This window comes from Flexivirga alba (genome assembly GCF_042661025.1).
Lineage (GTDB): Bacteria > Actinomycetota > Actinomycetes > Actinomycetales > Dermatophilaceae > Flexivirga > Flexivirga alba.
On the sequence record NZ_JBHSWH010000001.1, the window covers coordinates 2,129,399 to 2,155,721 of the forward strand.

Below are 26,323 nucleotides of genomic sequence, written 5' to 3' on the forward strand. Positions count from 1 at the left end.
GCGTTGTGCCGCTCGATGCCTTGTTCCACCGCCGCCGGAGGCCGTCGCAATATTGACCGTCCCGACGGTGCGGGCCGCTAGCCTCCTGGCGACAAGGGGTGAGGCGTGATGGTGGACATTGCACCGATAACGATCGGTGATCTCGCAGACGTCGGCGCGTTCCTCCACGTTCACCTGAACCGTCGGGTGTCTGCAGCGGACTGGATACGTGCTGTCGACGTGCCGTGGGAGGCCGACCGGCCGAACTTCGGCTTCCAGTTGCGGCTCGAGGACTCGACCCTCGGCGGCGTCCTGCTGGCGTTCTACTCCGAGCGGGTCATCCGCGGCCGGGTCGAGCGGATCTGCAATCTCGGCGCGTGGTGCGTCTTGCCCGAGCATCGGGCACACAGCTTCCGGATGCTGCGCGCTGCTCTGGCGCAGCCCGGATACACGTTCACCGATTTGTCGCCGAGCGGTGCCGTGGTGCCACTCGACGAGCGGCTCGGGTTCACGCGCCTCGACACGTCCGTGCAACTCGTCCCGTGCCTGCCGCTGCCCACCGGTCGCACGACGGTAGTCGACGACAGCGAGAGCATCGAAGGACTTCTCGACACCGAGCAACTGCGCATCTACCGGGACCACCGGGGAGCCGCGGCCGCTCACCACGTGGTCCTTCGCCGGGAGGGCCACAACTGCTACGTCGTATACCGCCAGGATCGGCGACGCAACATACCGGCGTTCGTGTCGGTGTTGTACGTCAGCGATCCGCAGCGATTTCGCCTGAGCCTCAACGCATTCGGCAGCCATGTACTGCGCCGTCGGCAGGGCGTCGCGCTGCTGCTGGAGGAGCGAATCGTCGGCCGCCTGTTTATTGCGCGACATCTTGCAGGCCGGCCAAAAATGTTCAAGAGTGCGGCGATCGGACCCGCGGACATTGACAATCTGTACAGCGAACTCACATGTGTCGCGTGGTAATGAAGATGGGGCTGGGGCGTATGGCGAGGGCACTGCACGAGATGGTGCGAACAGCGGCCGAGCGGGGGCCGTCAGCGGCCGCCGTCACCGACCGGTCCGGCACCACCACTTACGCCGAGCTCTGGGATGCGATCCTGCGGGCCGCGGGCGGCCTCTCGTCGTACGGCCTCGACCGTGGAGACCGCGTCGCGGTGTTCCTCGACAAGCGCACCGAGAACGTCATCGCTATGCTGGCCGCCTCCGCCGTCGGCGCGGTCTTCGTGCCGGTCAATCCGGTCCTGAAGCCGCAGCAGGTCGATCACATCCTGACCAACTGCTCCGCGCGATGCCTGGTGACGACGTCGGAGCGGCTGTCAGCACTGCTGGCGTCCGAAGCAGGTGCCGGACCCGACATCGTGGTGCTGGTCGATGACGGGCCGGTCGCCGGTGAGGTGTCGGTCGGCACCGTCGTCGCGCGATGGAGCGAATTGCTGTCCGCGGACGCGTCCGAACCGTCGTACCGGCCGGTTGACAGTGACCTCGCCGCCATCCTCTACACCTCGGGCAGCACCGGACTGCCCAAGGGCGTGGTGCTCAGTCACCGCAACCTCGTGGTCGGGGCCGAGAGTGTCAGCGAATACCTCGCCAACACGGCCCAGGACGTCATTCTCGCGGCACTTCCGCTGAGTTTCGACGCGGGCCTGAGCCAGGTCACCACCGCGCTGCACGTCGGCGCGCACGTGGTCCTGGTCAACTACCTGCTCGCCGGTGACATCGTGCGGCTCTGCGCACAGCACGGCGTCACCGGACTCACCTGCGTGCCGCCACTGTGGATCCAGCTCGGCGCCGCGACGTGGCCGCCGGAGGCGACGCGGACGTTGCGCTATTTCGCCAACACCGGCGGCCGTATGCCGAAGTCCACGCTGGCCCGCCTGCGGACCCTGTTCCCGGCGGCCCGTCCCTTCCTGATGTACGGCCTCACCGAGGCGTTCCGGTCCACCTACCTCGACCCGGACGAGGTCGACCAGCGCCCCGACTCGATCGGCAGGGCCATCCCGAACGCCGAGGTGCTGGTCGTCCGTCCCGACGGATCCCGTTGTGAGCCGGGCGAACCCGGAGAACTCGTGCACCGAGGACCGCTGGTCGCTCAGGGGTACTGGAACGACCCAGTGCGCACCGCGGAGCGCTTCCGTGCGTTGCCGTCGGAGCGGGCCGGAGTCGTCCCGGACGAGCTCGCCGTCTGGTCGGGTGACACCGTCATGCGTGACGAGGACGGCTTCCTGTATTTCGTCGGCCGGCGTGACGAGATGATCAAGACCTCCGGTTACCGCGTCAGTCCGAGCGAGGTTGAAGAGGCCGCCTACGACACCGGCCTGGTGCGGGACGCCGTCGTGTTCGGGGTCGACGACGAGGTTCTGGGGCAGCAGATCGTGTTGGTCGCCGCAGCGGTGCGCCCCGACTGTGACCCGGAGGAAGTGGTCGGCGCACTGCGCGCCCGGCTGCCGCTGTTCATGGTGCCGCGACGCGTCGTCCTGCAGGACGATCTGCCGCGGTCACCGAACGGCAAGTTCGACCGCACAGCTCTTCGGGCGCTGGTGACGGTGTGACTGCCACAGGTGCGCCGGTGCACAGCACGATCGCCCGGTTCAGGAGTGCGAACGGGCAACTCGTCGTGGGCGGGGTCGAGCTCGTCCGTCTCGCGGCGCAGGTGGGATCGACACCCTTCTTCGCCTACGAACGCGCGGCGATCACCGAGCGGATCGATCTGTTGCACGGGCTGCTCGGTCCCTTGATAGGACTGTCGTACGCGATCAAAGCCAACCCCATGCCGGCCGTCGTGCAGTATGTCGCGGGCCGGGTCGAACATCTCGATGTCGCATCCTCAGGTGAGCTCAAGGTCGCCCTCGATGCCGGAATGCCAGCAACCCGAGTGAGTTTCGCCGGCCCGGGGAAGAAATCGGCCGAATTGCGAAGTGCGGTCGCGGCCGGGATCACCGTGGAGGTCGAGTCGTCGCTCGAAGCCGAGCGGCTCGTCGCGATCGGCGCCGAGCTGGGGATCCGGCCCCGGGTGGCGGTGCGGGTCAACCCCGACTTCGCAGTGCGGGGGTCCGGCATGCGAATGGGCGGTGGGCCACAGCAGTTCGGCATGGACGCCGAAATAGTGCCGGCCTTCCTCAGCGACTTGGCGGCATACGACATCGAGTTCGTCGGCCTCCACGTCTTCTCCGGCTCCCAGAACCTGCACTCCGGAATCCTCGCCGAGGCTCAGGACCGCACCGTCGATCTCGTGCTGCGCCTCGCGGATGCCGCGCCGGGCCCCCTCCGTCAGGTCAACCTGGGCGGTGGCTTCGGGATCCCTTACCACGACCGGGACGAACCACTCGATGTCGAGGCGGTCTGCGAGCACCTGCGAAACCTCGCCCAGGAACGGCTGGCGCCAGCACTGCCCGAGGCCGCGCTCTGCCTGGAGCTCGGACGCTTCCTCGTCGGTGAAGCCGGCGTCTACGTGACCGAGATCATCGACCGCAAAGTCTCGCGCGGCCGGACCTACCTCGTGGTCGACGGCGGCTTGCACCATCAACTCGCCGCCACCGGCAACCTCGGCGCTGCCATCCGGCGCAACTATCCGCTCGTCATCGGCAACCGGATGAGCGGCGACGACACCGACAGGATGACCGCCAGTGTGGTCGGCTGCCTGTGCACCCCGATCGATGTGCTGGGCGACAACGTCGAGGTCCCGGCGTCGACGGACATCGGCGATCTCGTCGTGATCTTCCAGGCAGGGGCCTACGGAAAGACCGCGAGCCCCGCAGACTTTCTCGGACATCCAGCAGCGTTCGAGGTCCTCGTCGGACCCGACCAACGAAAGGTGCAGAATCATGGCTGAGACAACCTTTGAGCAGGTGAAGGATGTTGTGGTCGAAACCCTTGGCATTCAAAGTCGTTCGACGGCACTGACCGCTGACACACAGCTGTTGGACAGCATGCCCGAGCTGGATTCGATGGCGGTGGTCGATCTGCTGGTGCGCTTGGAGAACCACTTCGACATCCGCATCGACGACAGCGCGGTGAGCGGAGAGGTGTTCGGCACCCTGGGCACGCTCGCCGACTTCGTGGAGTCCGCACGCGCACACCCGGACGCCTGAGGGCAGCCATGTCATCGAGCAAACAGTCCGTCACCGTTCGCCCGATCGAGACCGAAGAACTCCCCTGGTGGGCCGTTTCCTGGCTGAGAACTTCCCACCCAAGAGCCCAGTGGAGGACTGGGTCAAAGCCTGGGCAGACATCAACGGCCGGCCCGGCACGCAGGCGCCGAACCACGGTATGGCGCTGTGGTCGCGGCAGGACGTCGTCGGCGCATATCTGGCGATCTACTCGACGCGGGTCATCGACGGCCGGAGCGAACGCTTCTGCAACCTTGCCGTCTGGTGCGTTTCGCCCGGCTATCGCTCCGGGAGCATCCGGATGCTCAACGCGCTGCTGGCACAGGACGGCTACCACTTCACCGACCTGTCTCCCACGCCCGAGGTGCAGCGGCTCAACCTCCGGCTCGGATTCCGCTACTTGGATCCGAGCAGTCAGCTCACGCTCAACCTCCCGTGGCCGACGCTGCCACGGCGGACACGAGTCAGCTCCGACCCGGACGAGATCGCCCGGGTGCTGACCGGCGAGCCGCTGCGCTACTACCAGGACCATCTGCGTTGCCGTTGGGCGCGACATGCCGTGATCATCGCCGACACCGCATCCTGCTACGTGCAGTGGCGATTCGAGCGGCGGAGGAACCTGCGGTGGGTCGCGGCCATCCAGTACGTGAGTGAGCCACATTTGTTCCGGGCCGGACTGCTCAGCCTCTCCCGGCATCTGGCGTTCCGGCACAAGGCGCTGTTCACGCTGGTCGATCAGCACGTCGTCGGCGGCAGCTTCAGCCCGTCGGCTTCGCTCGTCGGTCCACCGCGCCGGATGTTCAAGAGCGCAACGCTGGGACCGGGCGACATCGACTACCTCTACTCCGAGATCACCGCCGCACCGTGATGACCGCCAGATCGGGGCCAGTGACGGTCAGGCCCATGTCGACCGAGGACCTTCCGGCGGTGGCGCGGTTCCTGGCCGCGAACATGCCATCCGCCACACCTGTTGACGAGTGGGCCGCCTCATGGCTGGCAGCGAACAATCTTCCGGGATCGGACGCACCGAACCACGGCATGCTGTTGCTGTCGGGCGATCAGATCGTCGGTGAGTATGCCGCCATCTACTCCATCCGGACGATCGCGGGCCGCCAGGAGCGGTTCTGCAACCTGGCAGCGTGGTGCGTTCAGGGCGAATACCGTTCCAGCAGTTGGCGTTTGATTCGTGCACTGTTGTCTCAACCCGGATATCACTTCACGGACCTGAACCCGTCCGGCATCGTCCAGAGGCTGAACCTTCGGATGGGGTTCGTCTTCCTTGAGACCCGCTCCCAACTCGCGGTGAACCTGCCATGGCCCGGACGCAGGGGCACGCGCGTCAGTTCGGATCCCGAGGTCGTCGACCGCTCACTCACCGGCGACGCTCTGCAGGTCTACCGCGACCACGCCAGCAGCCGGTGGGCCCGGCACATCGTGCTGCTCGACGGAGACCGGGCGTGCTACGTCCAGTGGCGCACGGCCTGCATCAAGGGGCAAAATCGCCTCGCGGAAGTGCAGTACGTCAGTGATCCGGAACTGTTCAGGACCGGCTTCCGTGATGTGTCACGCCACCTGCTGCTGCGCCATCGGATGCTGTTCACCGTTGTCGAGGAGCGCGTTTCGGGCGGTCCCGTCCGCTTCGCGTGGTCCCGGTCGAAGCCCGCGCACAAGATGTTCAAGAGCGCAACGCTGACGCCGGACGACATCGACTACCTCTACTCGGAGGTCACGGCCTCGCCGTGAGCCGGTCCAGGGCCCCGGGCGGTGAGGTTCGTGCCCGCCGGGCGGCTTTCCTGCGAACCTGGCCGGCGGGAGCAATAACTCCAGGTCGCGATCGCGAATCTTGATAATTTCCGCCTAAATTCGCGACAGCCAAGCAGCCGTCACTCCGTGGCTGTGGGCGCGCGTCCGTCGCAGCACTGCTGGGGGCATGATGAAGATCGCCGTTTTCGGACTCGGATATGTCGGAGCCGTCACCGCCGCCGGCCTCGCCGCACGAGGGCACGACGTGGTGGGTGTTGATGTCGACCCCTACAAGGTCGAGCTGATCGGCTGCGGCAGGAGTCCGGTGGTGGAGCCGGGCATCGACGAGCTGATGCGTGAGGGATGGGCCTCCGGAAAGCTCAGCGCAACGACTGACCCTCGCGTCGCGCTCGACCAGGCGGACGTCTCCCTGCTGTGTGTGGGCACTCCGTCCACCTCGCACGGCGCTACCGACCTCACCTACATCAGTCGTGCCGTGCAGGACATTCGGGACGCCATCGACCAGGTCGCACCGCCGGCATCCGGCCACCACAGCGTGGTCGTCCGCAGCACCGTGCCGCCGGGAACGGGCCGGACGGTGGTCGCTCCCGTCTTCGCCGAGGAGTTGCCCACCGGCTGGCGGGTCGGGACCGCCATGTGCCCGGAGTTCCTGCGCGAAGGTGCGGGAGTCGCCGACTTCTTCGACCCGCCGTTCGTCGTGGTCGGTTCGACGGACGACCGGACGCAGCAAGCGATGGCAGAGGTGTTCGATTTCCTGGAGCTGTCGATCCACCGGGTGAGTGTGGAGACGGCCGAAGCGCTGAAGTACGCCTGCAACGCCTTCCACGCGACGAAGGTCATCTTCGCCAACGAGATCGGGCGGGTCTTCCGGCCGTACGGGGTCGACTCCCGCGAGGTGATGAGCCTGTTCTGTGAGGACGCCAAGCTCAACATCTCGCCCACCTACCTGCGGCCCGGGTTCGCCTTCGGCGGATCCTGCCTGCCCAAGGACCTGCGTTCGTTGCAGCACATGGCGAGGGTCAACGGCATCGACGCCCCGCAACTACTGGGCACCACGACGAGCAACGAGGTCTCGGTGCGGGAAGTCGTGGACCGGGTCCTTGCCGCCGGTGGCCGCAAGGTCGCTCTCCTCGGGCTGAGCTTCAAGTCCGACACCGACGACCTGCGGGAAAGCCCGAATGTCGAGTTGGCCGAGCGGCTGCTCGGCAAGGGATTCGAGCTGCGGGTCTACGACCCGATCCTCAACACCAGCAAGTTGATCGGAGCGAACCGCGAGAACGTGATGGCGCGGCTTCCGCACCTGGACCGGCTGCTCACCGCCTCGCCGCAGGAGGCGCTCGCGGGCGCGGACGTCGCCCTGGTGACATCCTCCGCGACAGCCATCGTCGACGCACTGTGCGACGCGAACCCGCCGTTGCTCATCGATCTGATCGGTCGCCTCGGTCGCGAGGTCGAGCGGGTCGTCGGGTACGAAGGGGTCGGCTGGTGAGCAGACACGGCAAACCACGAGTGCTCATCATCGTCCAGAACCTGCCGGTGCCGTTCGACCGGCGGGTCTGGCTGGAGAGCCTGGCGTTGCGCGACTCCGGTTACGACGTCACCGTGGTTTGCCCGAAGGGGCGGGGGACAGCCGCCCACCAGGTCATCGACGGGATCAGCGTCCGTGCCTACTCGCCATACGCACCGGGTGGCAGCTCGCTGAGCTATGTCGCCGAGTACGCCTACTCCTTCCTCGCGACGACGTATCACGTGGCCCGCGCCCGCCGGGGCGGACGCTTCGACGTCCTGCAGGCCTGCAACCCACCCGAGATCTTCTGGCCGCTGGCACGATTGCTGCGCCGCATCGACGGCACCTTCTTCGTCTTCGACCACCACGACCTGTCGCCGGAGCTGTACCGGTCGAGATTCCCCGGAGGCAGCGGGTCGGCGCTGCGGGGCCTACTCGCACTCGAGCGCGCGACGTTCGCCGCCGCGGACAAGGTGACGTCGACCAACGAGTCGTACGCCGCCGTCGCGCGGGAGCGAGGCGGGAAGAGTGCCGGCGACGTCACCGTCGTGCGCACCGGCCCGGATCTGAACCGCTTGAAAAGCGGCGCACCGAATCCGGCCAGGCGACGCGGGCGTCCTTTCCTCGTCGCCTATCTGGGGGTGATGGGACCGCAGGACGGCGTCGACCTGGCGCTACAGGCGGCCGAGCTCGTCGTACACGAGATGGGACGGACCGATGTCTCTTTCACGCTGATCGGCGGCGGCGACTGCTGGGCGGACCTCGTCGCCGAACGCGATCGGTTGGGGCTGCAGGACTTCGTCGAGATGCCCGGTCGGGTGCCGGACGAGGAGGTCATCGAGGTGCTGTCGACTGCTGATCTCGGCCTGTCACCCGATCCGAAAAACCTGCTCAACGACGTATCCACGATGAACAAGACGATGGAATACATGGCGTTCGGCGTGCCCGTTCTCGCATTCGACCTGCGCGAGACCCGCGTCTCGGCGGGTGCAGCGGCACGGTATGTGTGCGCAGACGATGTCGACCGCTACGCCAAGGAGATCGTCGCGCTGCTCGACGACCCGGAGACGCGGTCGATCATGGGCACCTGCGGCCGTCGCCGGGTCGAGGACGAGCTCGCCTGGACCTATCAACGGGACGCCTACGTCGCCGTCTTTGACGAGTTGACCTGCTCGGGGGCAGGCGATGACGACCGTGCTGATCGCCGCACACAACGAAGAAGCGGTGATCGGCGGCACACTCGACGGGCTGCTCACCGGCGGCTCCGCCGAGTCCCTCGAGGTCATCGTCGCCGCGAACGGTTGCACCGACGGCACCGTGACTGTTGCGAGACGCCGGTCGGTGGAGGTCGTCGAGGTTGCAGCCGCTGGCAAGGCAGCTGCCTTGAACGCGGCGGAACGGCGCGCCACCGGATATCCGCGGGTCTATCTGGATGCGGACATCCAGTTGGACAAAGCGGCGATCGAGCGGCTGTCCGAGTCGCTCCGCCCGGCGCCCGGGGACAGCGGACGGCCGCTGGTCGCCGTGCCCGCACGTACCGTCGACGTCTCGGCGAGTTCGCGCTGGGTGCGGATGTACTACCGCGTCCACGCACTCCACCCGTCATACGCCACAGGGCTTTTCGGCCGTGGGGCGGTCGCCGTCTCCGAAGCCGGCCGGGCCCGGTTCGCCGAGTTCCCCGAGGTGATCGCGGACGATCTCTTCCTGGATTCGCTCTTCGACGAGACGGAAGCCAGGCACCTCGACGACGTGGTCAGTGTGGTGGTCGCGGTGCGTTCGACACGCTCGCTGGTGCGCCGGCTGGCACGGGTCAGGCGGGGCAATGCACAGCTACGAGCAGCGGACTCCGCGGGCGTGGTACGGCAAGCGGTCGGGGTGCGCTGGCTCACTGCCGCGGTGCGCGCCGACCCGGCCCTCGCACTCGCCACGGCGGTGTACGTCGCGGTGACCGTAGTCGCGGAGGCCAGGGCTCGTTGGGGCAGAGGCCACTGGGAATCCGAGCGAAATGGAGGAGTGATCGAGCCATGAGCATCATCACGAACGGGACATCCCCCCGGCGCAGGGTCAACGTCTGCTTCCACGGAGTCGGGCGACCGCGCCGTGATCTCGAACCGGGCGAGAGCCGCTACTGGGTGAGCGAGGACGATTTCCTGCGCCTGCTGGACGAATTGGCCGAAGACACGAACGGTGTCTCGCTCAGCGTCGACGACGGCAACGTGTCGGACGTCGAGATCGTGCTTCCGGCGCTGCTGGACAGAGGCATGCGGGCCACGTTCTTCGTCGTCGTCGACCGGCTCGGGCGGCCCGGAAGCCTCACCAGGACGGATGTCCGGCAGCTGGTGGCATCGGGCATGACGCTGGGCAACCATGGCTGGACCCACGAGCCGTGGACCAGCTTCGACGACGAGGAGCTCGAACGTGAGGTCCTGGAGGCGCGCGCGGCTCTCAGCGTGCTCACCGGCGAAGCCGTCCGGACCGCCGCGCTACCGCGCGGACAGTACAACCGTGCGGTGCTGCGAGCCGCGCGCAGTGCGGGCTACGCGACGCTCTTCACCAGCGACCGGCAATCAGCTTCGGCCGACTCCTGGCTGCAAGCCCGCTTCAGCGTGCACAGCGGCGTCACGCCGGAGTCCCTCTCCCGCATAGTCCGCGACGCGAACCGCCTGCCTCGCCGGGTCGGTTCAGCGATGAACACGCTCCGCAAGAGCTGGAGCTGAACGGATGCGCACGCGCCCAGAGCAGCCACCGATACCGCCACGGTGGAACAAGAGCGCGTGCCTGCCGGGCCCCACCTGCGCGAGAGATCTGTCCCGCGGAGTCACGGCCCGGCGTCGCGAATTGGCTTGACAAATAATGGAATCCAGCATCCAGGACGCTGACACCCTACCGCTCGGACGGGAGGATCGCCTCCGGTGGACCGCTGGCGACCGCGCGCGGTTCGTCGGAATCGATGTCGCTCGCTGTCTCGCGCTGCTCGGCATGATGGTGGCGCACATCCTCCCCAAGACCGTGGGGGCCGGGTGCTCCTGGCACAGCGAGTGACTACCGGCAACGCGGCGGCACTGTTCGCCGTGCTCGCGGGCGTCTCGCTCGCTCTGGTGACCGGCGGATCGACACCGCACACCGGTCGGCGTCGCCACATTGTCGACTCGACGGCGATCGTCATACGAGCCGGTCTGATCGTCGTGATCGGTGTGCTGCTGGAGCATCTGCACCCCGCGGGTATCGCGGTGATCCTGCCCTATTACGGGGTGCTGTTCGTCATCGGGCTGCCGTTCCTCTGGCTCCGACCGTCGCGGCTGTTCCTGGTCGGCGGGGTCTGGATGTGTGCGGCGCCCATTGTCTCCCAGGCGTTTCGGCTCCTCGACCCCCAGTCCGTCGCGGGCGGCTTCGGCGGACTGGGCGTCGGCGCAATCCTGTTGCGGCTACTGGTCACCGGCGAGTACCCCGCGTTCACGTGGGTGAGTTACCTCTGCTTCGGGCTCGCTGTCGGACGACTGGACCTCCGCCGCAGGAACACGGCCGTCGGGTTGCTGTGCGCGGGCGCGCTACTCGCGGCGGGAGCGAGTTTGCTGTCGCACGTGGTCACGTCGCTGCCTGGCGTGCACGACCGTCTCGTCCATACCTGGACCGGGCCCCCGGTGTCCTCCTGGGCCGCACTGCAACTGCACTTGCAGGTGGGCCTACAGGGAGTCACCCCGATCCACAGCTGGTGGTGGCTGGCGGTGAGTGCACCGCACTCCGGGTCGGTGGCGGATCTGGCGTTCACCGCGGGCATCGCGCTCGCGGTCATAGGGCTCGCGCTGCTCGCGACTCGCGTCGCAACCCGTTGGTGGCAGGTGGTTTTCGGCGCCGGGACGATGACGCTCAGTCTCTACAGCCTCCATCTGATCATGGTGCTGCCGCAGACCTGGCCCGACTACGGGCCGCGCCGGCTGGTGCCGGAGGTGTCCGTGGTCGTCGTCGTCGGCATCGTGTTCGCGACGCTGCGCTGGAAGGGCCCGCTCGAAGCGGTCGTCACGGTCACGTCCAGGACCGCAGCGCGAGGGGTCGATCGGGCCTTCCGACGTCGCCGACACAGTCCTCAACCACCGCGACGAGCGATCCGCGCCAGGACACCGCGGTGATCCGCCCCGGCAACGTGCACGGTGGTCGCACTCGATGCCGCCACCGTGTCGGACATGAGGACGTGATCTATGGTCACCAGCCGTGGAACCGGCACACCGAAATAGCGCTTGGTCGAGGAGTCCGGCCAGGTCGGCTGGAACCCGCCACGTCGCTGGGTGACTGCATCCGCGTAGCCCAGATCGAGCACCGTGCGGAACGGCACGTTGTCGGTCGTTGCATTGAAGTCGCCGGCGACGATCGTCGGCCGCGGTGCCGGCTGGGGCACTGCACTGCGCAGGTATGACGTCAGCGCGCGGTAATCGGGGCGCCAGCGAGTGGTGTAGGGCGGCTGTGGGTGGACGGCGACCAGGTCGACATCCCCGAGCATCGGCGTGTGCAGGCGCACCAGGTCCGCGTGTGACGAGTGCGGGCCGCTGTGGATCGACTCGATCGGAAAACGGCTGAAGATGACCGATGAGATCGTCTGATCCGGTTTTGCGCCAATGGAATTCGGCAAGAGCCGCGGTATGTCGGTGGCCATCACCTGACGCACTCGATCGCTGTCGACATCGGTGAGCACGAGGACGTCGACTTTATCGTCATGGACCAGTTGCGCCAGCCGGGCCGGGTCGCCGTACTCGAAGTTCTGGCTGAGGACCACCAGCGCCGGGCCGGTGGTCGCCGGCCGGGATCCGACATACAGGGGCGCGAGCCACCACAGGTGCACCGCGAGCAGGATGCCGCTCGCCGCGGCGAGCGCGCCGGCGTGCCGTAGCCGGCTCCGGTCCGCGACGAGGAGCAGCAGACCGACGACGAGCGCCACCAGTGCGAACGGGGTGCCCAGGGGGTGAACGCGGCCAGTTCGACCAGCCGCGGCCGAGACACGTCCAGCCAGTGCGTCGGCGTCAGCACGGCGGCCAGCAGGAGGCAGCCGATGGACAGCAACCACAAGCTCGCCCGCGCCCACCACGCGGGCGCGCGAGTGCTGCTGTGACCGAGTTGCATGCCCCCCATGATGGACGAGTTCCTGCGGCAACGCCGCATAGTTTCGTCGGCTTCCGCAACTGTGCCGAGACTTTGGTTCCGCCTGGGTCGAAGAGCCGCGACGGACACCAACTGGGGGCGGAATTGCTCGACTCAGCGCTCCGTGAAATAACCGCTGTTGCACGTTGGGGTGCGCTCTATAGTTCCTAGCGCTGGGACGAGGATGACGGACAGTGGTCATACCGCCCTCTCCGGCCTCATCGGAGCATTCCTATCCAACGCTGCGCAGGAGGCGTCATGCCTGACTGGAGGAAAGATGGCTGAGCTGTCCGTGCTGACACTTGTGTATGCGCCGGACCTCACGCTGTGCATGGAGCTGGCGGACTCATTGCAACGCTTTCTGCCGGAGGGAACGAATGCCGAACTGATCGTTCCGGTGGAGGATGTTGGGAAGTTTGAGCAATTGGGGGCCGGTCAGGTGCGGCCAGAGTGCGCGGCACTCCCGCCTTGGTTCACGATTGTCCCTCGAATTTCGGCATTGACTCGCCGCATGTCAGCCTTCTCACCCATTCCACGAATCGTCGCGATCAACAGGCACCGACCCGTGCCACCGATTCGCGGATGGATTCTGCAGCAGATCCTCAAACTCGCCGCGGTGGCCGAGTCCACTTCTGACATCGTGGTCGTGATCGACTCCGACGTCGAATTGGTAAGGCCGATCACTGCGGACACGTTTCGGGATGGAGCCGACGTAGTGCTCTACCGCAAGGTCGACGCCGTGACCAGCGAACTTCCGCACCACGTTTTGTGGCACCAAACGGCGCGCCGGGTGCTCGGCCTCCCGGTCGGTGCACCTCCTTATCACGATTACATCAGTTCCTTCATGGCGTGGGACACGGGCGTGGTCCGCTCGATGCTGACACATATCGAGGATCTCCACCACCGACCATGGCAAGATGTGATTAGCGGGGAGGTCCACTTCTCGGAGTGGACCCTCTATGGTGTATTCGTCGACGAGGTGCTCGGTCGAAGAAATTCCCAACAGCTCCACCGCTCGTCACCCCTTTGCCTCGAATGGTGGGGCACAACGCCGCTGACGCCGCAAGCAGTGCCTGGCTTTACGGCAGGACTCGGTGCCGACGACGTCGCGGTCATGATTTCGGCCAAGTCGGGCACGTCAATGGAGGTGCGGAAGCAGGTGCGGGAGCTTATCCGTAGCGGCCGGGACGCACACCATGGTGTACCAGGTTCGTGACCTTTGCGCCGGCGCCGACGAGCGGCGGGACACGAGTGAGAATTGTCGCTGACCCTGCGAAACGGTTGGCCCGGCACGCACACGCAGAAAATCGACAGTGACAACAATCCTGCGGGAGTGGTTATGGCATTGAAGCATCGGATGGTGAGTGCGGCATTGAATGCGGGTGTGGGCGTGAGTAAGCTGACCGACGTCGCGACAGTCAAGAGTCTGATTGGCCAGCTGCACCCTGTTCAAACCAGGCTGCCGTTGATCCGTGTGGGTGCTGACGGCGACGGAGGATATCTCCTGCCGGACGATTTGGACGGGGTCGCAGCATGTTTCTCGCCGGGCGTGAGCGTGTGGGCACCTTTCGAGGAGGCGTTGATCGCCCGAGGGATTCCTTGCTTCATGGCGGACGCGTCGGTGTGCCAGTCGCCTATCGCCGGCGGCGTATTCATCAAGAAGTATGTCGGTTTAGTGAATGACGAGAGCACGGTGCGTTTGGACGATTGGGTGTCGGAATATGCGCCCGGTGTCCAGGATCTTGTGCTGCAGATGGATATCGAGGGTGCGGAGTGGGCGGTGCTTCTCAACGCCTCTGATGCACTGTTGCGCCGCTTCCGCATCATCGTGGTGGAGCTGCATGACCTTGAGCGAATCTTCGATCGGCACGCATTCGGCATCATAAGCGGCGTGCTGCGTCGTTTGATGAGCGATTTCTACGTCGTGCACAACCACCCGAACAACTATGGCGGAGTGGTGAGCAGGTCAGGATTGGTCGTGCCACGGGTGCTGGAGATGACCTTCCTCCGGGCGGACCGCGCGCAGCCGACATCGTTCGCGCAGCAGTTCCCGCATCCTCTGGACGTTACTAACGACCCGAACAGCAAGGACGTTGTGTTGCCCGAGGCCTGGCGACATGTGCCCGTTGGCCCGGACGATTGGGCCTACGGGGTGCCGGAGTCAGCGCACTGATCGATCCGGACGGAGGATCCGGCCGAAAGTTCTCCTGCTGGCGGTCCGTGAAAATAACCGACGCCACGCTCATGGTCCGCCTACAGTGCGTAGCGCTGGGACGGGGTAGACCAACCCAACGTCTTTCCGGTTCTCTTTCGATGGTTTCGGAGGATTCGCATCAATGGCTGCGCGGGAGGCGACGTGAGCGATTCGCTCTCCGGACGGGTGACACGCGCCGCGCTGTGGAGCGGCGTCAACACGATTGCGATGCGGCTCTCCGGGGTCGTGATCACCATGGTGATGCTGCGAATCGTCACACCGGGGGAGTTCGGCAACTACGCGGTGGCCCTGGCAGTCTTCACCGTCGTCAGCTCGTTCTCGGAGCTCGGTCTCAGTGCCTGTATGGCGCGAGCCGACATCGACCCAGCCGAGATCGGCTCGACGGTGTCCTTCCTCTCGATCGTCATCGGCGTCGGTCTGGCGGTGGTGATGTTGCTGCTGGCCCCCCAGCTCGCAGTGCTGCTCGGCGCACCCGACAGCGTGAATGCGCTGCGCATCCTGGCACTCTGCATCGCGATGGTCGGCCTGTTCACCATCCCGTGCGGTCTGCTCGCCCGGGAGTTCCGCCAGGATGCGATGTTCTTCGGAGTGGCCGCAGCCTACGTGCCCAGCAGTGTGCTCATGCTGCTGCTCGCGCTGAACGGCCCGGGAGACATCGCCTTCGCGTGGTCACGGGTGCTCGGGCAGTTGGTGACCGGTTGTGTGCTCCTCTGGTTCGTCAGGAAGTTCTACCGCCCCCGTTTCGACCCGAAGCAGGCACGACGGGTGCTGCGCTTCGGGGCGCCCATTGCGGCGGCGAACCTCGTCGGCTTCCTGCTGCTCAATGCGGACTTCCTCTTCGTGAGCAAGCTCCTGGGACCGGTCCGGCTGGGCATCTACACGCTCGCGTTCAACGTGAGTTCGTGGGCAACGGCGACCCTCAGCTCGATGGTGATGAACGTCGCCATGCCGATGTTCAGTCACGCCAAGAGCGACCCGGAGCGCCTCGGCCGGGCACTGCGCAGCTCGCTCAGCCTCATCTGCCTGGTGGCGTTCCCGATCTCCGGTTTCACGCTGGTGCTCTCGAGCGAGATCGTGGACACCCTCTACGGCCATCGGTGGATCGATGCCGCGCCGGTGATCGTCGTACTCGGTGTCTACGGAAGCCTTTTCGTGTGTTCCCTGTTGCTCAGCAATCTGCTGGTCGGTGTGGGGCTCCCGAGCCGCAATCTCCTCGTGCAGATCATCTGGCTCGTGGTGCTCGTGCCGGCGATGTTCCTCGGCGTCGAACTCGACGGGATGAGGGGCGCTGCGTTCGCCCACGTCGCCGTCATCGTGCTGATCGTCCTGCCGGCATACTTCATCCTGGCGCGCCGGTTCGTCGGCAACTTGGCCCGGATCCTGGTCGCGGCCACCATGCCGGCTCTCGGCCTGACCATCGTCAGCGCATCGGCGGCGTGGGCGGCCAAGCAGGCGTCCGACGTGACGGTGCTGCGGCTCGTCATCGGGCTCATCGTCGGTGGAGTCGTCTATCTGGGCTTCGGCCTGCCGCTGATGGGGCGCTACCTTCCCGGCAGAGTGATGCGGCTGCTGGGACGAGTGCGGTTGGCGGACTGGGCGCGCTACCCCCTCTACGACCACCTGCGGCGGCCGGCGGCGGCCCCGGTTCGCGACTGATCCGGATCAGGCCGGCGCGAGCGCCACCATGGTCGCGAGCAGCGCTGTGGTCGACGGGTCGGCCCCGCCGCCGGCCACCATCGCGTCCAGCCACTGGTCGTCGAAGACGCACGCCGCACGGACGGGGTCCAGCAGCGTTGGATTTTGCCGCCAGTGCTCGGTCACCAGAGCGGTGAGCGTGTCGCCGCCGGCCGGTGGACGCCGGTCGTTGTGCAGCCGTTGGACGATCTTGCGCCGCGCCTTCTGCGCCATGGGAATGCCGTTGGCCAGCCGTTGACGTGGGCCCGGCGCCGCGTAGGCCGACGGTGCAAGCCGTCCGTCCAGCGGTATGTCGGCTAGCTCCGGATCGAGCCGGCACACGAGCTGCGCGAGGAAGCGGGCGTGCGCCTTGTCCGCGGGAGCGAGCGAGTCCGCGATGGCGATGAACCGTGGGTCGAGCATCGGATTGACCGTCGCGCGCCCCAGGCAGACCGCGCTGTCGGTGACACCTGCCCAGCGTTGCATCCGCTCGTAGAGATAGAGCTGATCGGTCGCGTCCGGCCACGACATACCGGAGTCAGAGAGAACACGGTGGATCTCTTCGGTGGCGAACTGCCGCGCCCAGAGGGCGAATTCGCGGTTCAACGCCGTCGTCGCCACCGAATCGTTGGCGAACATCCGCCAGCTGGTGAGGGCTCGAGTCAGTGGCCGCGACACCGGATAGGCGACGGCCGGCCCGACGTAGTAGAAGCCTCGGGCCACCTCGCCGCCGAGGCCGGAGATCCGGTCGCCCTGGGGGAATGTCGATTCCACGGCGAGCAGTGCGGCGTGGGCGACGGGGTCCGCCATACCGTTCAGGTCGTGGGCGGCAGTCATGACCAGTTCGTGCGCCGCGGCGTGGTGCAGGTCGTCCAGCCGCGAGAGGCCCTGCACGAGGTGCCGCATCCCGTAGCGCTCGGCGAGTTGGGCGGCGATGCGCACGTCGTCCGACTCCGGGCCGCTCTCCAGGGTCAGGACACGGATCCCGCGCCGCCGGTCCGGTGGAATCGCGGCCAGCAGGATGCGCGAGTCCAGTCCACCGGTCAGCTGGAGTATGGCGTCCGGATGGTCGTCGAGGTAGTCGACCAGGTAGTCGCGCAGCATGGCCGACGCCTCAGCGACCGCCCGATCCGCCCTGACCCGGGCCCGGGGTGCGTCGGGTGTGTAGTGGTCGGTCACCGACCTGCCCTCGGCGAGGGTGATGCGTTCGCGCTGGCGCAACTTCGTGACGTGCTCGAAGAGAGTCCGGCTGCCCACTTGCCAGCCCAGCATCGCCTGCACGGCGATGCCGTTGCGATCCATCCGGGTCTCCGCGAGGTGGGCAAGGGCCAGGCTCGAGGTCGAGACCGCACTCCAGCCCTCGCCCGTGCGGTGATAGATGTGCCGATAGCCGAGTGCATCGGTTACGGCACGCACCGTGTCCTCCTCGACCTGCACAGCACCGAACGGAGGCATGAGTTCGGCGATCGAGTGGGAGCCGGCCATCCCGTTCGTGAGATTGAGCTGCCCGATAGGAACATTGGCACGTGGCCCGCGCGCCAGCCCGCTGATCACGAGCGGCATCCCATTCGCCTGCTCGGCGGCGAGTTGTCCCCAGACCGCGACGGTGACGTTGCGACGCCGGATGAGGGTCGGGGCCGCAATGCCCGCGCTACTCAGTGCAGCCGCGGGATCTCGGTCGTGCCGACGCTCATCGTCGTAGGACACGGCCAGAATGCCGCCAGCGTAGCGGTCGACGTCGATCATGCGGTGAGTATGGCGCCGGTGCCACGCACGTGCGGTGATTGTGCATCGGATCGCGAAGTGCGGAAAGTTCAACGGTCCGGGATGGGCTCAGAGCCAGCCTTCACGTCCCCGGAGGAACTGCGCCATGGCGGCAATGCTGAGGGCGGAGACGAGCCCCATACCGGCGAGCGCACGAGTATGGCTGCCGGAGACGAAGTAGACAGGTGGCGGACCGGAGCTGACGAGGATCCGCACCCGTTGGCTGGGAGCGACGTGCTTGGCGTTCTCTCTGGCACTGACACTCGCACGGATCCGGGCCACCAGGTCATCGATCTTTGCGGTGACCGACTCAGCGGTCGGACCCGTCGCCTGGACCTGCATGCCGGCTTCACTGAAGGAGTACGACCACTGACCGCCGACGTTGGGCTGTGTCACAGAGGAGCCGTCATACACGCCGCTGTCCAGCAGGGTGACATCTCCGGACACGGCCTGTGGTGGGGTGTGCAGTCCGGTCACCGCACGCACCGTCAGGCCGGCGAGGTCGATGAGACTCTGACGGGACTCGGAGGTGAGCGGATTGATCGCCTTCGTGAAGGGGTCCCGGGCATCCGGGGGTTGGGTGAAGCGAACGTCACCTGGACCGTGCCCTGGTAGGAACCGTGGATGCGGTAAGCCCACATCCAGCCGGCTGCCAGACCGACGAGCACGATGAGCAACAGGGCACGGGTGCGTAGCAACCTCACCCGGTTGTTGAGGGGTTCTTTTTGCTGGGGCGGTGTCATGGAGAAAACCTGCCTTCCGCCGATGTGGTCCATAAAGTAACAGCGGGTCGAGGGTGAACCGGTAATAATTTCGTCGAATTGTGAACGGAGGGGGATCCCGTTGAAGGTAGATCTCTCAGGAGCGCTAGGTCGGCGATGGTATGTCGTCCTTCTCGGTTTGCTGCTCACGCCAGTGCTGTGCTTCGGCGCCCTGCAGGTCGCGGGAGTGAAATACGAGGCCAAGGCGATGTTGGTGCTGTTGCCGCCGGGTGCGAGCGTCCCCAAAGCGGGGAATCCCTATCTCAATCTGGGCAGCATGCAGCCGGTAGTGGGTGTCCTGTCCGATTCGATGCTGAGTCAGCAGACCGCCCATCAGGTACGGGACGTCAGCCCGACGGCGAGCTACACCGTCACGCCCGACCCGGCAACGAGCGGTGCTGTCCTGATCATCGACGTGAAGGACAAGACCTCCGCGGGGGCAGCGAAGGTAATGCAGCTGCTGGCGAAGATGGCACCCCAGCAGCTCAACGAACTGCAGTCGGCGGCGAACACCCCACCGGCCGGGCACATCTCCACTGACCTCGTTGCCCAGGACCTCAAACCGGTGGCGAGCCACAAGAGCCAGCTGCGGGCAGGGCTGCTCGCGGCGGCGGCGGGCATCGCGCTGTCGGTGCTGGGTGCAGCATTCGTCGACGGTTACGCAGGCCGGCGTCGCCGGCGCCGAGCCGTCCGCCCGAGTCGTCAACGCGTCACCAGGGCAGCGGCAGTGCAGAGTGACACCGACGAAATCCCCGCCGGTGAGTCGGCGCTCAGCGGCCTGGGTGCGCCGCACCTCAGCGGCCGCTCGTGACCCTGGCGGATAGCCCAGAGGCGTGGTCATGACGGATCTGCAGATCGACCGGGAGACCGGCCAGGACGCTGCGGCGGAGCCTTGGGACGACGGTCCGGTGGACTGGCGGATCTGGCGCTTCGACGCGTCGGCGGCGCTCTCGCTCTACGTGTGGGTATTCGCATTCATCCCTTCCGTTCTCGTGTTCGCGCCGATGGGCGCCGCGGGAACACCGGCACAAATGCTGGGGATACTCCTTTTCCTGTGGTGGGCCGCTGAGCGGCTTCGGCGTGGAGACCGAGGACATCTCCAAGGAACGACCATCAGGTTCGGTCTCACTCTGTTCGCCTTGGGAATGGCACTCAGTTACGTGGCTTCCGCGACGCGACCGATCGCACCCTTGGAGATCAACGGCTCCGATCGGTCGCTGATCAGTTTGACCGCGTGGAGCGGGTGCTGCTGCTCGCTATAGACGGCATCGCCACCCGCGAGCGTCTGGCACTGCTCGTGCACCGCATCGCCGTTTCTGGTGGCGCCGTCGCTGCGCTCGGCCTGATTCAGTTCATCACCAAACGGCAGTGGGTCGACCTGATCCAGATCCCGGGGCTGGGCTTCAACTCCGACCTCGAAGCCGTGAGCCGGAGCGGCTTCCACCGTCCGGCCGGGACTGCAACTCACCCGATCGAGTTCGGCGTCATCATCGCGATGTGCCTCCCGATCGCGCTTCATGACGCCATGCACGGACGGGAGGGGCGTTCGGTGCTGCGCCGATGGTGGCCGGTGGCGGCGCTTGCGATGGCCTGCCCAGTGAGCATCTCGCGCACCACGGTGGTGTGCCTCGTGCTGTCGTTGCCCATCGTCGTCGCGGCATGGCCGCGCAGCAAAAGGCGCGTGATGTATGTCGTGACGCTGGGCGTCCTCGTTGTCTTCTACGAGCTGGTGCCCGGGATGTTGGGGACATTGGCCGGCATGTTCACCGGCATCAGCACCGACGGCAGCGCCCAATCACGGACGAACAGCTTTGCGTATGCGTTCGAGTTCATCGGCCGATGGCCGATCTTCGGACGCGGCTATGGAACGTTCCTGCCGGAGTACCGAATTCTCGACGACATGATTCTCGGCGTTCTCATTGGTGGCGGTGTCGTTGGGTTGCTGTTCACCGCATGGTTCGCCCGCGGGGCGATCGTCACCGGTGTGCGCGTTTTCCGGTCCTCGGATCGGGGCACCTGGTCGGACTCACTGGCTCGGGCTTTGGTCGCGGCGGTGATCTCGGCGTTCGCGAGTTTCGCGACCTTCGACGCCTTGGGATTCCCGATGGTGCCGTGTCTGCTCTTCCTCGTCGTCGGTCTGCTCGGCGCGCTGGCCCGTATCAACGCGGTTTCCCCGGCACAACCGGTGGCACTGTCGGGTGAGCCGGCTGCTCCTGCCCCGGCCCCACGCGGTTCACGCGAGAAGGACGATCATGTCGGTTGACGCTCCACCAGGATCACGATCTGGCCGCCGTCCCTCCGTGGACGTCGCGATCATCTGCGTGACCCACAACAGCATTGAGTTGATCGCCGACTTTCTCCGTGCCGCCTTGGACGACTGCGCGGGGGGCTCACAGCGGATCGTGGTTGTGGACAGCGCGTCGACGGACGGCACCCCAGAGGCGGCTCGCGCGGTTTCAGCGGTCGTCGACGTCTGTGTGATGGCGGGCAACTACGGATACGCGGCGGGGATCAACGTAGGAATCGACCATGTCCGAGGGACCGGGGGAGCCGGCGCATTCGTAGTGGCCAACCCGGATGTTCTGCTCGGGCCCGGCAACGTTGCGCTGCTGGTCGACGCCCTGGCTCTCGAGGACGTTGGGGTCAGTTGTCCGATGATCATGGACCAATACGGAGTTCGCGACGACTCGCTCAACCGCCTGCCGAACGTCTGGACCGGGCTGGTGGGTGCGGTTCTCGGCGGACGCGGGACGGCCGTGCTCGGGTTGCCGGTGGAGGTCGTGCGTGACACATCCGCCTACGAGCGGGCGCACGCGGTGGGCTGGGCGTGCGGCGGTCTGCTCGCCATCTCGGAGGAGTGCCTGACACGCGTCGGGCTCTGGAACGAGGAGTACTTCATGTACGAGGAGGAGGTCGACTTCTGTGAGCGCGTGGCGCAGGCGGGGCTGCGCGTCTGGTACGTCCCTGACGCAGTGGTCACTCGTGCGGTGTTCAGCGACGCGAACGCGCCCTGGCGGCACGCGCTCTCGCAGATCAATCGCATTCGGCGGGAGGACCACTCCGGAGGTGGTTCGCTGCGGAGGACCCAGTTCGTGCTCGAGAACCTCCTGCGGTTGTGGCGGCCGCGTTCCCGGGCTGCGTTGTGGGCGGTGATCACCAATGCGACGCCCGGTCAGGTGATCCATCGGTATCGCCCGGGCTCGCAGATCGAGGTGGGCGCGGCGACCCCGTCGGCGCCTGCGCCATACGCGGTGCTGTCAGCGTCGGGCAATACTGCAGCCGGGTGACCACGTAGAAGACGCAGCCGGCTGGGCGGCCCTCCGGCTCTTCGATGGGCTGACCGTACTGGTCGACCAGGACCGTGGACCCGAAGCCGTGCGTAGTGACTTCGGCGCGCACCGCCGGGGTGGTGACGTCGTGGGCGACCAGGGACCAGTCGTCAACCTGGTGGATCACGACGCGCTCGCCGGTGCTGACGGCGGCGGCCGGGTCGGCCGACCGCTCAAGGTGTGCTCCGTGGTCGCGGGAACTGCTGCGCGCCCCGGAAAGCGGTCGCAAAGGTCTCGGTGGATGAGGGCGACCACGGTCTGCTGCCCGTCTTGTGTCATGAGCGGGTGGTCGATCCGCCCATCGATTCGCAGCCGGAACATGCCGGCTCGCCGCCATCGCCAGGAGAACAGCCCGGACCAGAAAGCCGACTCCCAGAAGTGTCGGCCGTCCTCCGGGCTCATGAGGAGCACGACTGCCGTGCCACGGCGTATCACTTCGTGTATGGCGGACAGGGGTGCGTGCCAGACGGCGAACTGCCGGTAGAGCCGCCACGCGATCAGGCTCCTGCGCGCCGAGGACATCGAAATCGGCATTGAGCGCGGCAGGAATGCTCGTCCGACCGGGCGGGCCACCTGTCGATCCTCGCTGTGGAGCCGCTGGCCACGGCTGATGTCGTAGATGGTGAGGATGACGTTGATCGGGTAGACCACGGCGACAGGAACGCGCATCGCCGCTTCCAGTGCGCTGTAGGCGCCGGAACACAATGAAACGAGCGCGACTCGCTCGTCTGCGAACGTGGGTTCGGAGATGAGCGGGTCGGACAGTGCGTCGGGCAGTTCGGTGAGCCATTGCGGGCAGTAGAGGTCACCGAAGGTCTGGCCCGGCAGCGTCGGACTGTCGCCGGTGCCGGACTGGCTCAGCCGGAGACACCGGAAGCCGTCCGCGGCCAACTCGCGTGCCATGTCCACCCAGCGGCGGCCGGGACCCGTCTGCCTGTCGTTGGCGACGTTGACGAAAACGACTGTTGCTCGGCGGGTGCGCTCCGCGGGTTCGGTGCAGATACCGAGCAAGCCGACTTGGCCAAGGCGGACAGCGGATTCGATGACGACCTGCCCTCCGGGTTGCGGCAGGTCGACTCTGTCGGACGGCACCTTGAGAGCGGCAGGATCCTGCCGGTCGATGTGCTGCTCGACCCACTCGACAACCTGCTCGATGGCGGCGTCCGGCACGGTGTTCTTGTCCATCGGCACGTCGAGCATCTCCGACATTCCGGTGCAGGTCTGCCACTGCACCCTGCCAGTCGGCGGAAGACGCCGGCGGAGGCCGCGCGGAGGTGGCCGGTCATCGCGAACGAGGACGAGGACCGTGCCGGCACCGAGGTCACCTTCCAGCGTGGCAGGGTCGAGAGACTGCAGGTCCGCCACGGTCGGCGCCGGGTAGAGGTAGCCGGGTGTCTCGACCGACCCGTCGTGGCGTTCCGTAGTGCTCGGACTGCGAGCCAGACCCTCGCGCAGCATGCTCTTGCCGCTGCATGGATCCCACAGGATGAGGATGTCCAGGTCGACAGTGCCACCGGTCGCCGCGCTCGCGAGAAGCGGTGCGCCGACTCGCATTCCGAGTCCGCCGATGCGCGGGACGCCGGTGGCCAGGAGAGCGTCGTACGCGTCCTCGACGCTGGTCAGCCATGCATCGACACGGTCCGCGTCGGACCACTTGCCCATCGAGTCGCCGGTGCCGTGATAATCGAAGCGGAGTGAGGCCACACCTTGTCCGGCGAGGCGCCAGGCCGTCTGGCGGATGGTCTCGTGCGCGTTGTGTTCCTCTTCACCGAGCGGTGGGCACAGCAGCACACCGTAGTCGGAACACCCGGAGTCCGGCGTGCAGAACCAGCCGAACAACGCGCGGTCGGCCGGTCCGAACCACGTGGGTGTGTCGATCACATCGCCACCTCGATCCGGATGGGGTGGGCTGGGTCGAGTGCGGTGACGTCACCGGGTGGTCGGCCCGGAAGTGCATCAGGGCACGCAGCTGATGTCCCGGACTCCGCCCACGAGTTCATTGGCCACAGCCTCGCTCACCTGGAGGGCGAGTGCTCTGCGAGCTCGCACAGCGCCGATTCGATCGAGATGATGGAGACGAAGGTGCTTTTCCGCAGCATCGAATCTGGAAATTCGATATCGAATGCGTCTTCCAAGCCGAGCATGACGTTGACGCTTGCATGCGAGGTGAGGCCGGCCCGGTAGAGGTCGTCCTCGCGAGTGATCGTGCCCACCGGTTTCGGCAGTCGGCCGTATGCCTCCAGGACAGCTCTGATCTGCTCTTCCATTTCCTTGTCCTTATCTCGTCAACGACTCGGGCGTCATTTGGTTGGCATGCTCTCCTCGGTTCGACCACCGGACAGCGTCGAGCATGACCTCTGAGTTCGGTATCACTGTCGCTCCTTCCCCCACCGGGCCCTGCCGGATAATCGCGACACCCATAAGTCGGAGGGTAGGGACGCGGATGAGCCGACGCCGACGAATTGCAGCGCCGCTGATGGCGCGCAACAAATCGCCGGTGCGGCGGCCGCACGCGACTGATCTGGACCTGGCATGGATGTGGCACCGGGAACTCGAGGTGCGTCCGTAGACCTGGCGATTCATCTGCAGCAGACGTCCGCAAGACATAGGCGCGGCAACGGGTTTCGACGTTTCGTATGCCCAATTTCACTGGGCCGGACGCGATGCCGCAAATAAGTCGGCACTGCCACTCACCTGCGATACCGTCACGCCGTGGCAGCCACTCATGAGGACCTCGTCCGACAGCAGCAGCTGGAGCTGCAGAGCGAATACTTGCGTGGTTCACGCCGACTTCGTTGGGATGCCGAGCGACTCGCGAGTGAGCGTCAGCGACGTCTGCGTGAGCTCATCGCCTGGTCCGCGGAGCACTCGCCCTTCTGGCGCGCACGCCTGGCAGGCATCGATCCAGCCACCTTCACCGAAGCCGACCTGCCTTCGCTTCCCATCCTGCGCCGAGACGAGATGATGGGCGAGTTCGATCGCCTCATCACTGTGCCCGGTTTGACGCTGACCCGGGTGATGGAGCACGTCAAGCAAGTAGACAGCGGCGACCAACTCCTCGATGGTCGGTTTCGGGCGATCCGAACCTCCGGGGCGACGGGTAGCGAGGCATACCACCTCTACGGCGCGGACGCGTTCGTAACATTCGTGATGCAGGGTTCGAGATGGACCGGTCGCCGCGGAGAGTCGCCTGATGCAGTCTTGGCGCAGATCTTCTCGTGCAGTCCGCAGCACGAGTCCGGCATTTTTCATGCCTTCAGCACCTTCACGAGCGGCGGACCGCCCTCTCACTGCTTCGACGGCGGGACGTCCGTGCCCGACCTCGTCGCGCAACTCAACGCGGCCGAGCCGCCGGTTGAGGCATTGCAAGGGTGGCCGAGCGTCATCCGGCTACTTGCGCACGAGGCATTGGCTGGACGGCTCAAGCACGTGCCCGCCTGGGTCAGTGTTGCCGGCGAGGTGTGTAGCCCGTTGGTGCGTGACGCCGTACACGCAGCGTGGGGCCTCGAATTGTCCGAGTTCTGGGGGTGTTGCGAAGGAACCTATGCCTTCCCGTGCGGCGTCGGCGAAGGCATGCACATCGCCGACGACCTGGTGATTTTGGAAACGGTGGACGCGAGCGGCAATCCCGTGCCGTACGGTCAGCCGGCTGATCGGGTACTACTGACGAACCTGTACAACCTGGACCAACCGTTGATCCGATACGACATCGCCGACGCGATGATTATTACCGATGAGCCATGTCCGTGCGGATGTGCGCATCGACGCATCCTCGACGTCAGTGCGCGTATGGACGGAGTGGTGGAGTTGCCCGACGGTGTTCGGGTCGAGCGCCGCAGATTCGAGACATTGCTGCTCGCCTTTCCGGGGGTCGCCGACTTCCTCGTCACACCGAGCGGGCGTGGCGTGGACGTGGCCGTTGCGACTGACGGCGCCTGCAACACAGACGAGTTGGCTCGATCGCTGGTGAACTTGCTCGCGGACCACGGCCTCGCATCGCCTGTCGTGCATGTCCGACTAGTTGAGGCACCGGAGCGGCTATGGTCGGGCAAAGTGAAGCAATTCGCGCAGTGAGCCGGAGT

General features: G+C 66.3%; 24 protein-coding genes and 1 pseudogene. 20 read left to right on the forward strand and 5 right to left on the reverse strand.

All coding sequences use genetic code 11. The annotated features are described in order from the left end of the window. Positions 1-108 precede the first annotated feature (108 nt). The 11 genes and pseudogenes from ACFQDH_RS10550 to ACFQDH_RS10600 all read left to right on the forward strand — a co-directional run bounded on the left by ACFQDH_RS10550 (position 109) and on the right by ACFQDH_RS10600 (position 11,495). A complete protein-coding gene (locus ACFQDH_RS10550) occupies positions 109-954 on the forward strand; it encodes a hypothetical protein (protein ID WP_382401056.1) in 846 nt (281 codons plus the stop codon). After that, positions 939-2,540 carry an acyl-CoA ligase (AMP-forming), exosortase A system-associated gene (locus ACFQDH_RS10555; RefSeq protein WP_382401058.1) on the forward strand — a complete coding sequence of 534 codons (1,602 nt, stop codon included), beginning with the start codon at positions 939-941 and terminating at the stop codon, positions 2,538-2,540. The genes ACFQDH_RS10550 and ACFQDH_RS10555 overlap by 16 nt, the downstream gene beginning before the upstream one ends. After that, a complete protein-coding gene (locus ACFQDH_RS10560; protein WP_382401060.1) occupies positions 2,537-3,820 on the forward strand; it encodes a pyridoxal-dependent decarboxylase, exosortase A system-associated in 1,284 nt (427 codons plus the stop codon). The genes ACFQDH_RS10555 and ACFQDH_RS10560 overlap by 4 nt, the downstream gene beginning before the upstream one ends. After that, positions 3,813-4,079 (forward strand): acyl carrier protein, encoded by a 267-nt coding sequence (locus tag ACFQDH_RS10565; RefSeq protein ID WP_382401062.1) that lies wholly within the window; start codon positions 3,813-3,815, stop codon positions 4,077-4,079. The genes ACFQDH_RS10560 and ACFQDH_RS10565 overlap by 8 nt, the downstream gene beginning before the upstream one ends. A 67-nt stretch (positions 4,080-4,146) precedes the next feature. Continuing rightward, positions 4,147-4,965 (forward strand): hypothetical protein, encoded by an 819-nt coding sequence (locus ACFQDH_RS10570; protein WP_382401064.1) that lies wholly within the window; start codon positions 4,147-4,149, stop codon positions 4,963-4,965. A gap of 35 nt (positions 4,966-5,000) precedes the next feature. Beyond that, positions 5,001-5,840, forward strand: coding sequence for a hypothetical protein (locus ACFQDH_RS10575; RefSeq protein ID WP_382401066.1), 840 nt, complete (start codon positions 5,001-5,003; stop codon positions 5,838-5,840). Positions 5,841-6,027: 187 nt separating this feature from the next. Then, a complete protein-coding gene (locus ACFQDH_RS10580; RefSeq protein ID WP_382401068.1) occupies positions 6,028-7,350 on the forward strand; it encodes a nucleotide sugar dehydrogenase in 1,323 nt (440 codons plus the stop codon). 47 nt (positions 7,351-7,397) lie between these two features. Further along, positions 7,398-8,480 (forward strand): annotated as a pseudogene (locus tag ACFQDH_RS10585) (glycosyltransferase family 4 protein); the annotation flags it as partial. Positions 8,481-8,553: 73 nt separating this feature from the next. Beyond that, entirely contained in the window at positions 8,554-9,396 is an 843-nt protein-coding gene (locus ACFQDH_RS10590) for a glycosyltransferase family 2 protein (protein ID WP_382404842.1), read from the forward strand. Next, the gene (locus ACFQDH_RS10595; protein WP_382404843.1) at positions 9,393-10,085 is read left to right on the forward strand and encodes a polysaccharide deacetylase family protein; all 693 of its coding nucleotides are present in this window, start codon (positions 9,393-9,395) and stop codon (positions 10,083-10,085) included. Before ACFQDH_RS10590 ends, ACFQDH_RS10595 begins: the two co-directional genes overlap by 4 nt. Positions 10,086-10,406: 321 nt before the next feature. Continuing rightward, a complete protein-coding gene (locus ACFQDH_RS10600) occupies positions 10,407-11,495 on the forward strand; it encodes a hypothetical protein (protein ID WP_382401070.1) in 1,089 nt (362 codons plus the stop codon). Here ACFQDH_RS10600 and ACFQDH_RS10605 read toward each other — a convergent pair. Next, positions 11,453-12,298, reverse strand: coding sequence for an endonuclease/exonuclease/phosphatase family protein (locus ACFQDH_RS10605; protein ID WP_382401072.1), 846 nt, complete (start codon positions 12,296-12,298; stop codon positions 11,453-11,455). The genes ACFQDH_RS10600 and ACFQDH_RS10605 overlap by 43 nt on opposite strands. A 24-nt stretch (positions 12,299-12,322) precedes the next feature. On the opposite strand from ACFQDH_RS10605, the gene ACFQDH_RS10610 reads away from it, so the two are divergent. From ACFQDH_RS10610 to ACFQDH_RS10625, 4 genes are all read left to right on the forward strand, one after another. Continuing rightward, entirely contained in the window at positions 12,323-12,469 is a 147-nt protein-coding gene (locus ACFQDH_RS10610) for a hypothetical protein (protein WP_382401074.1), read from the forward strand. 306 nt (positions 12,470-12,775) lie between these two features. Beyond that, complete coding sequence (locus ACFQDH_RS10615) at positions 12,776-13,714, forward strand: DUF6492 family protein (RefSeq protein WP_382401076.1); 939 nt, start codon at positions 12,776-12,778, stop codon at positions 13,712-13,714. 42 nt (positions 13,715-13,756) lie between these two features. Then, positions 13,757-14,671: an FkbM family methyltransferase gene (locus ACFQDH_RS10620; protein WP_382401078.1), complete on the forward strand. Its 915-nt coding sequence runs from the start codon at positions 13,757-13,759 to the stop codon at positions 14,669-14,671. Between the two features lie 183 nt (positions 14,672-14,854). Beyond that, positions 14,855-16,369 carry an oligosaccharide flippase family protein gene (locus ACFQDH_RS10625; RefSeq protein WP_382401080.1) on the forward strand — a complete coding sequence of 505 codons (1,515 nt, stop codon included), beginning with the start codon at positions 14,855-14,857 and terminating at the stop codon, positions 16,367-16,369. Between the two features lie 6 nt (positions 16,370-16,375). Here the strand turns inward: ACFQDH_RS10625 and ACFQDH_RS10630 are convergent, their stop codons facing one another. Both ACFQDH_RS10630 and ACFQDH_RS10635 read right to left on the reverse strand, forming a co-directional pair. Beyond that, positions 16,376-18,133: an asparagine synthetase B family protein gene (locus ACFQDH_RS10630; RefSeq protein WP_382401082.1), complete on the reverse strand. Its 1,758-nt coding sequence runs from the start codon at positions 18,131-18,133 to the stop codon at positions 16,376-16,378. Positions 18,134-18,220: 87 nt separating this feature from the next. Then, on the reverse strand, positions 18,221-18,628 hold the full coding sequence (locus tag ACFQDH_RS10635; protein ID WP_382401084.1) for a hypothetical protein: 408 nt from the start codon (positions 18,626-18,628) through the stop codon (positions 18,221-18,223). A 423-nt stretch (positions 18,629-19,051) separates the two neighbouring features. Here ACFQDH_RS10635 and ACFQDH_RS10640 point away from each other — a divergent pair, with 423 nt between their 5' ends. From ACFQDH_RS10640 to ACFQDH_RS10655, 4 genes are read left to right on the forward strand one after another with little or no spacing between them, the layout of a single operon-like run. Then, positions 19,052-19,723, forward strand: coding sequence for a hypothetical protein (locus tag ACFQDH_RS10640; RefSeq protein WP_382401086.1), 672 nt, complete (start codon positions 19,052-19,054; stop codon positions 19,721-19,723). 28 nt (positions 19,724-19,751) lie between these two features. Further along, positions 19,752-20,174, forward strand: coding sequence for a hypothetical protein (locus tag ACFQDH_RS10645; protein ID WP_382401088.1), 423 nt, complete (start codon positions 19,752-19,754; stop codon positions 20,172-20,174). Next, entirely contained in the window at positions 20,147-21,175 is a 1,029-nt protein-coding gene (locus ACFQDH_RS10650; RefSeq protein ID WP_382401090.1) for an O-antigen ligase family protein, read from the forward strand. The genes ACFQDH_RS10645 and ACFQDH_RS10650 overlap by 28 nt, the downstream gene beginning before the upstream one ends. Positions 21,176-21,212: 37 nt before the next feature. Next, a complete protein-coding gene (locus ACFQDH_RS10655) occupies positions 21,213-22,199 on the forward strand; it encodes a glycosyltransferase (protein ID WP_382401092.1) in 987 nt (328 codons plus the stop codon). Positions 22,200-22,364: 165 nt separating this feature from the next. Here the strand turns inward: ACFQDH_RS10655 and ACFQDH_RS10660 are convergent, their stop codons facing one another. Both ACFQDH_RS10660 and ACFQDH_RS10665 read right to left on the reverse strand, forming a co-directional pair. Further along, positions 22,365-24,122, reverse strand: coding sequence for a hypothetical protein (locus ACFQDH_RS10660; RefSeq protein ID WP_382401094.1), 1,758 nt, complete (start codon positions 24,120-24,122; stop codon positions 22,365-22,367). A gap of 134 nt (positions 24,123-24,256) precedes the next feature. Further along, positions 24,257-24,508 (reverse strand): acyl carrier protein, encoded by a 252-nt coding sequence (locus tag ACFQDH_RS10665; protein WP_382401096.1) that lies wholly within the window; start codon positions 24,506-24,508, stop codon positions 24,257-24,259. Between the two features lie 445 nt (positions 24,509-24,953). Here ACFQDH_RS10665 and ACFQDH_RS10670 point away from each other — a divergent pair, with 445 nt between their 5' ends. After that, positions 24,954-26,315 carry a phenylacetate--CoA ligase family protein gene (locus ACFQDH_RS10670; RefSeq protein WP_382401098.1) on the forward strand — a complete coding sequence of 454 codons (1,362 nt, stop codon included), beginning with the start codon at positions 24,954-24,956 and terminating at the stop codon, positions 26,313-26,315. Positions 26,316-26,323: the final 8 nt, after the last annotated feature.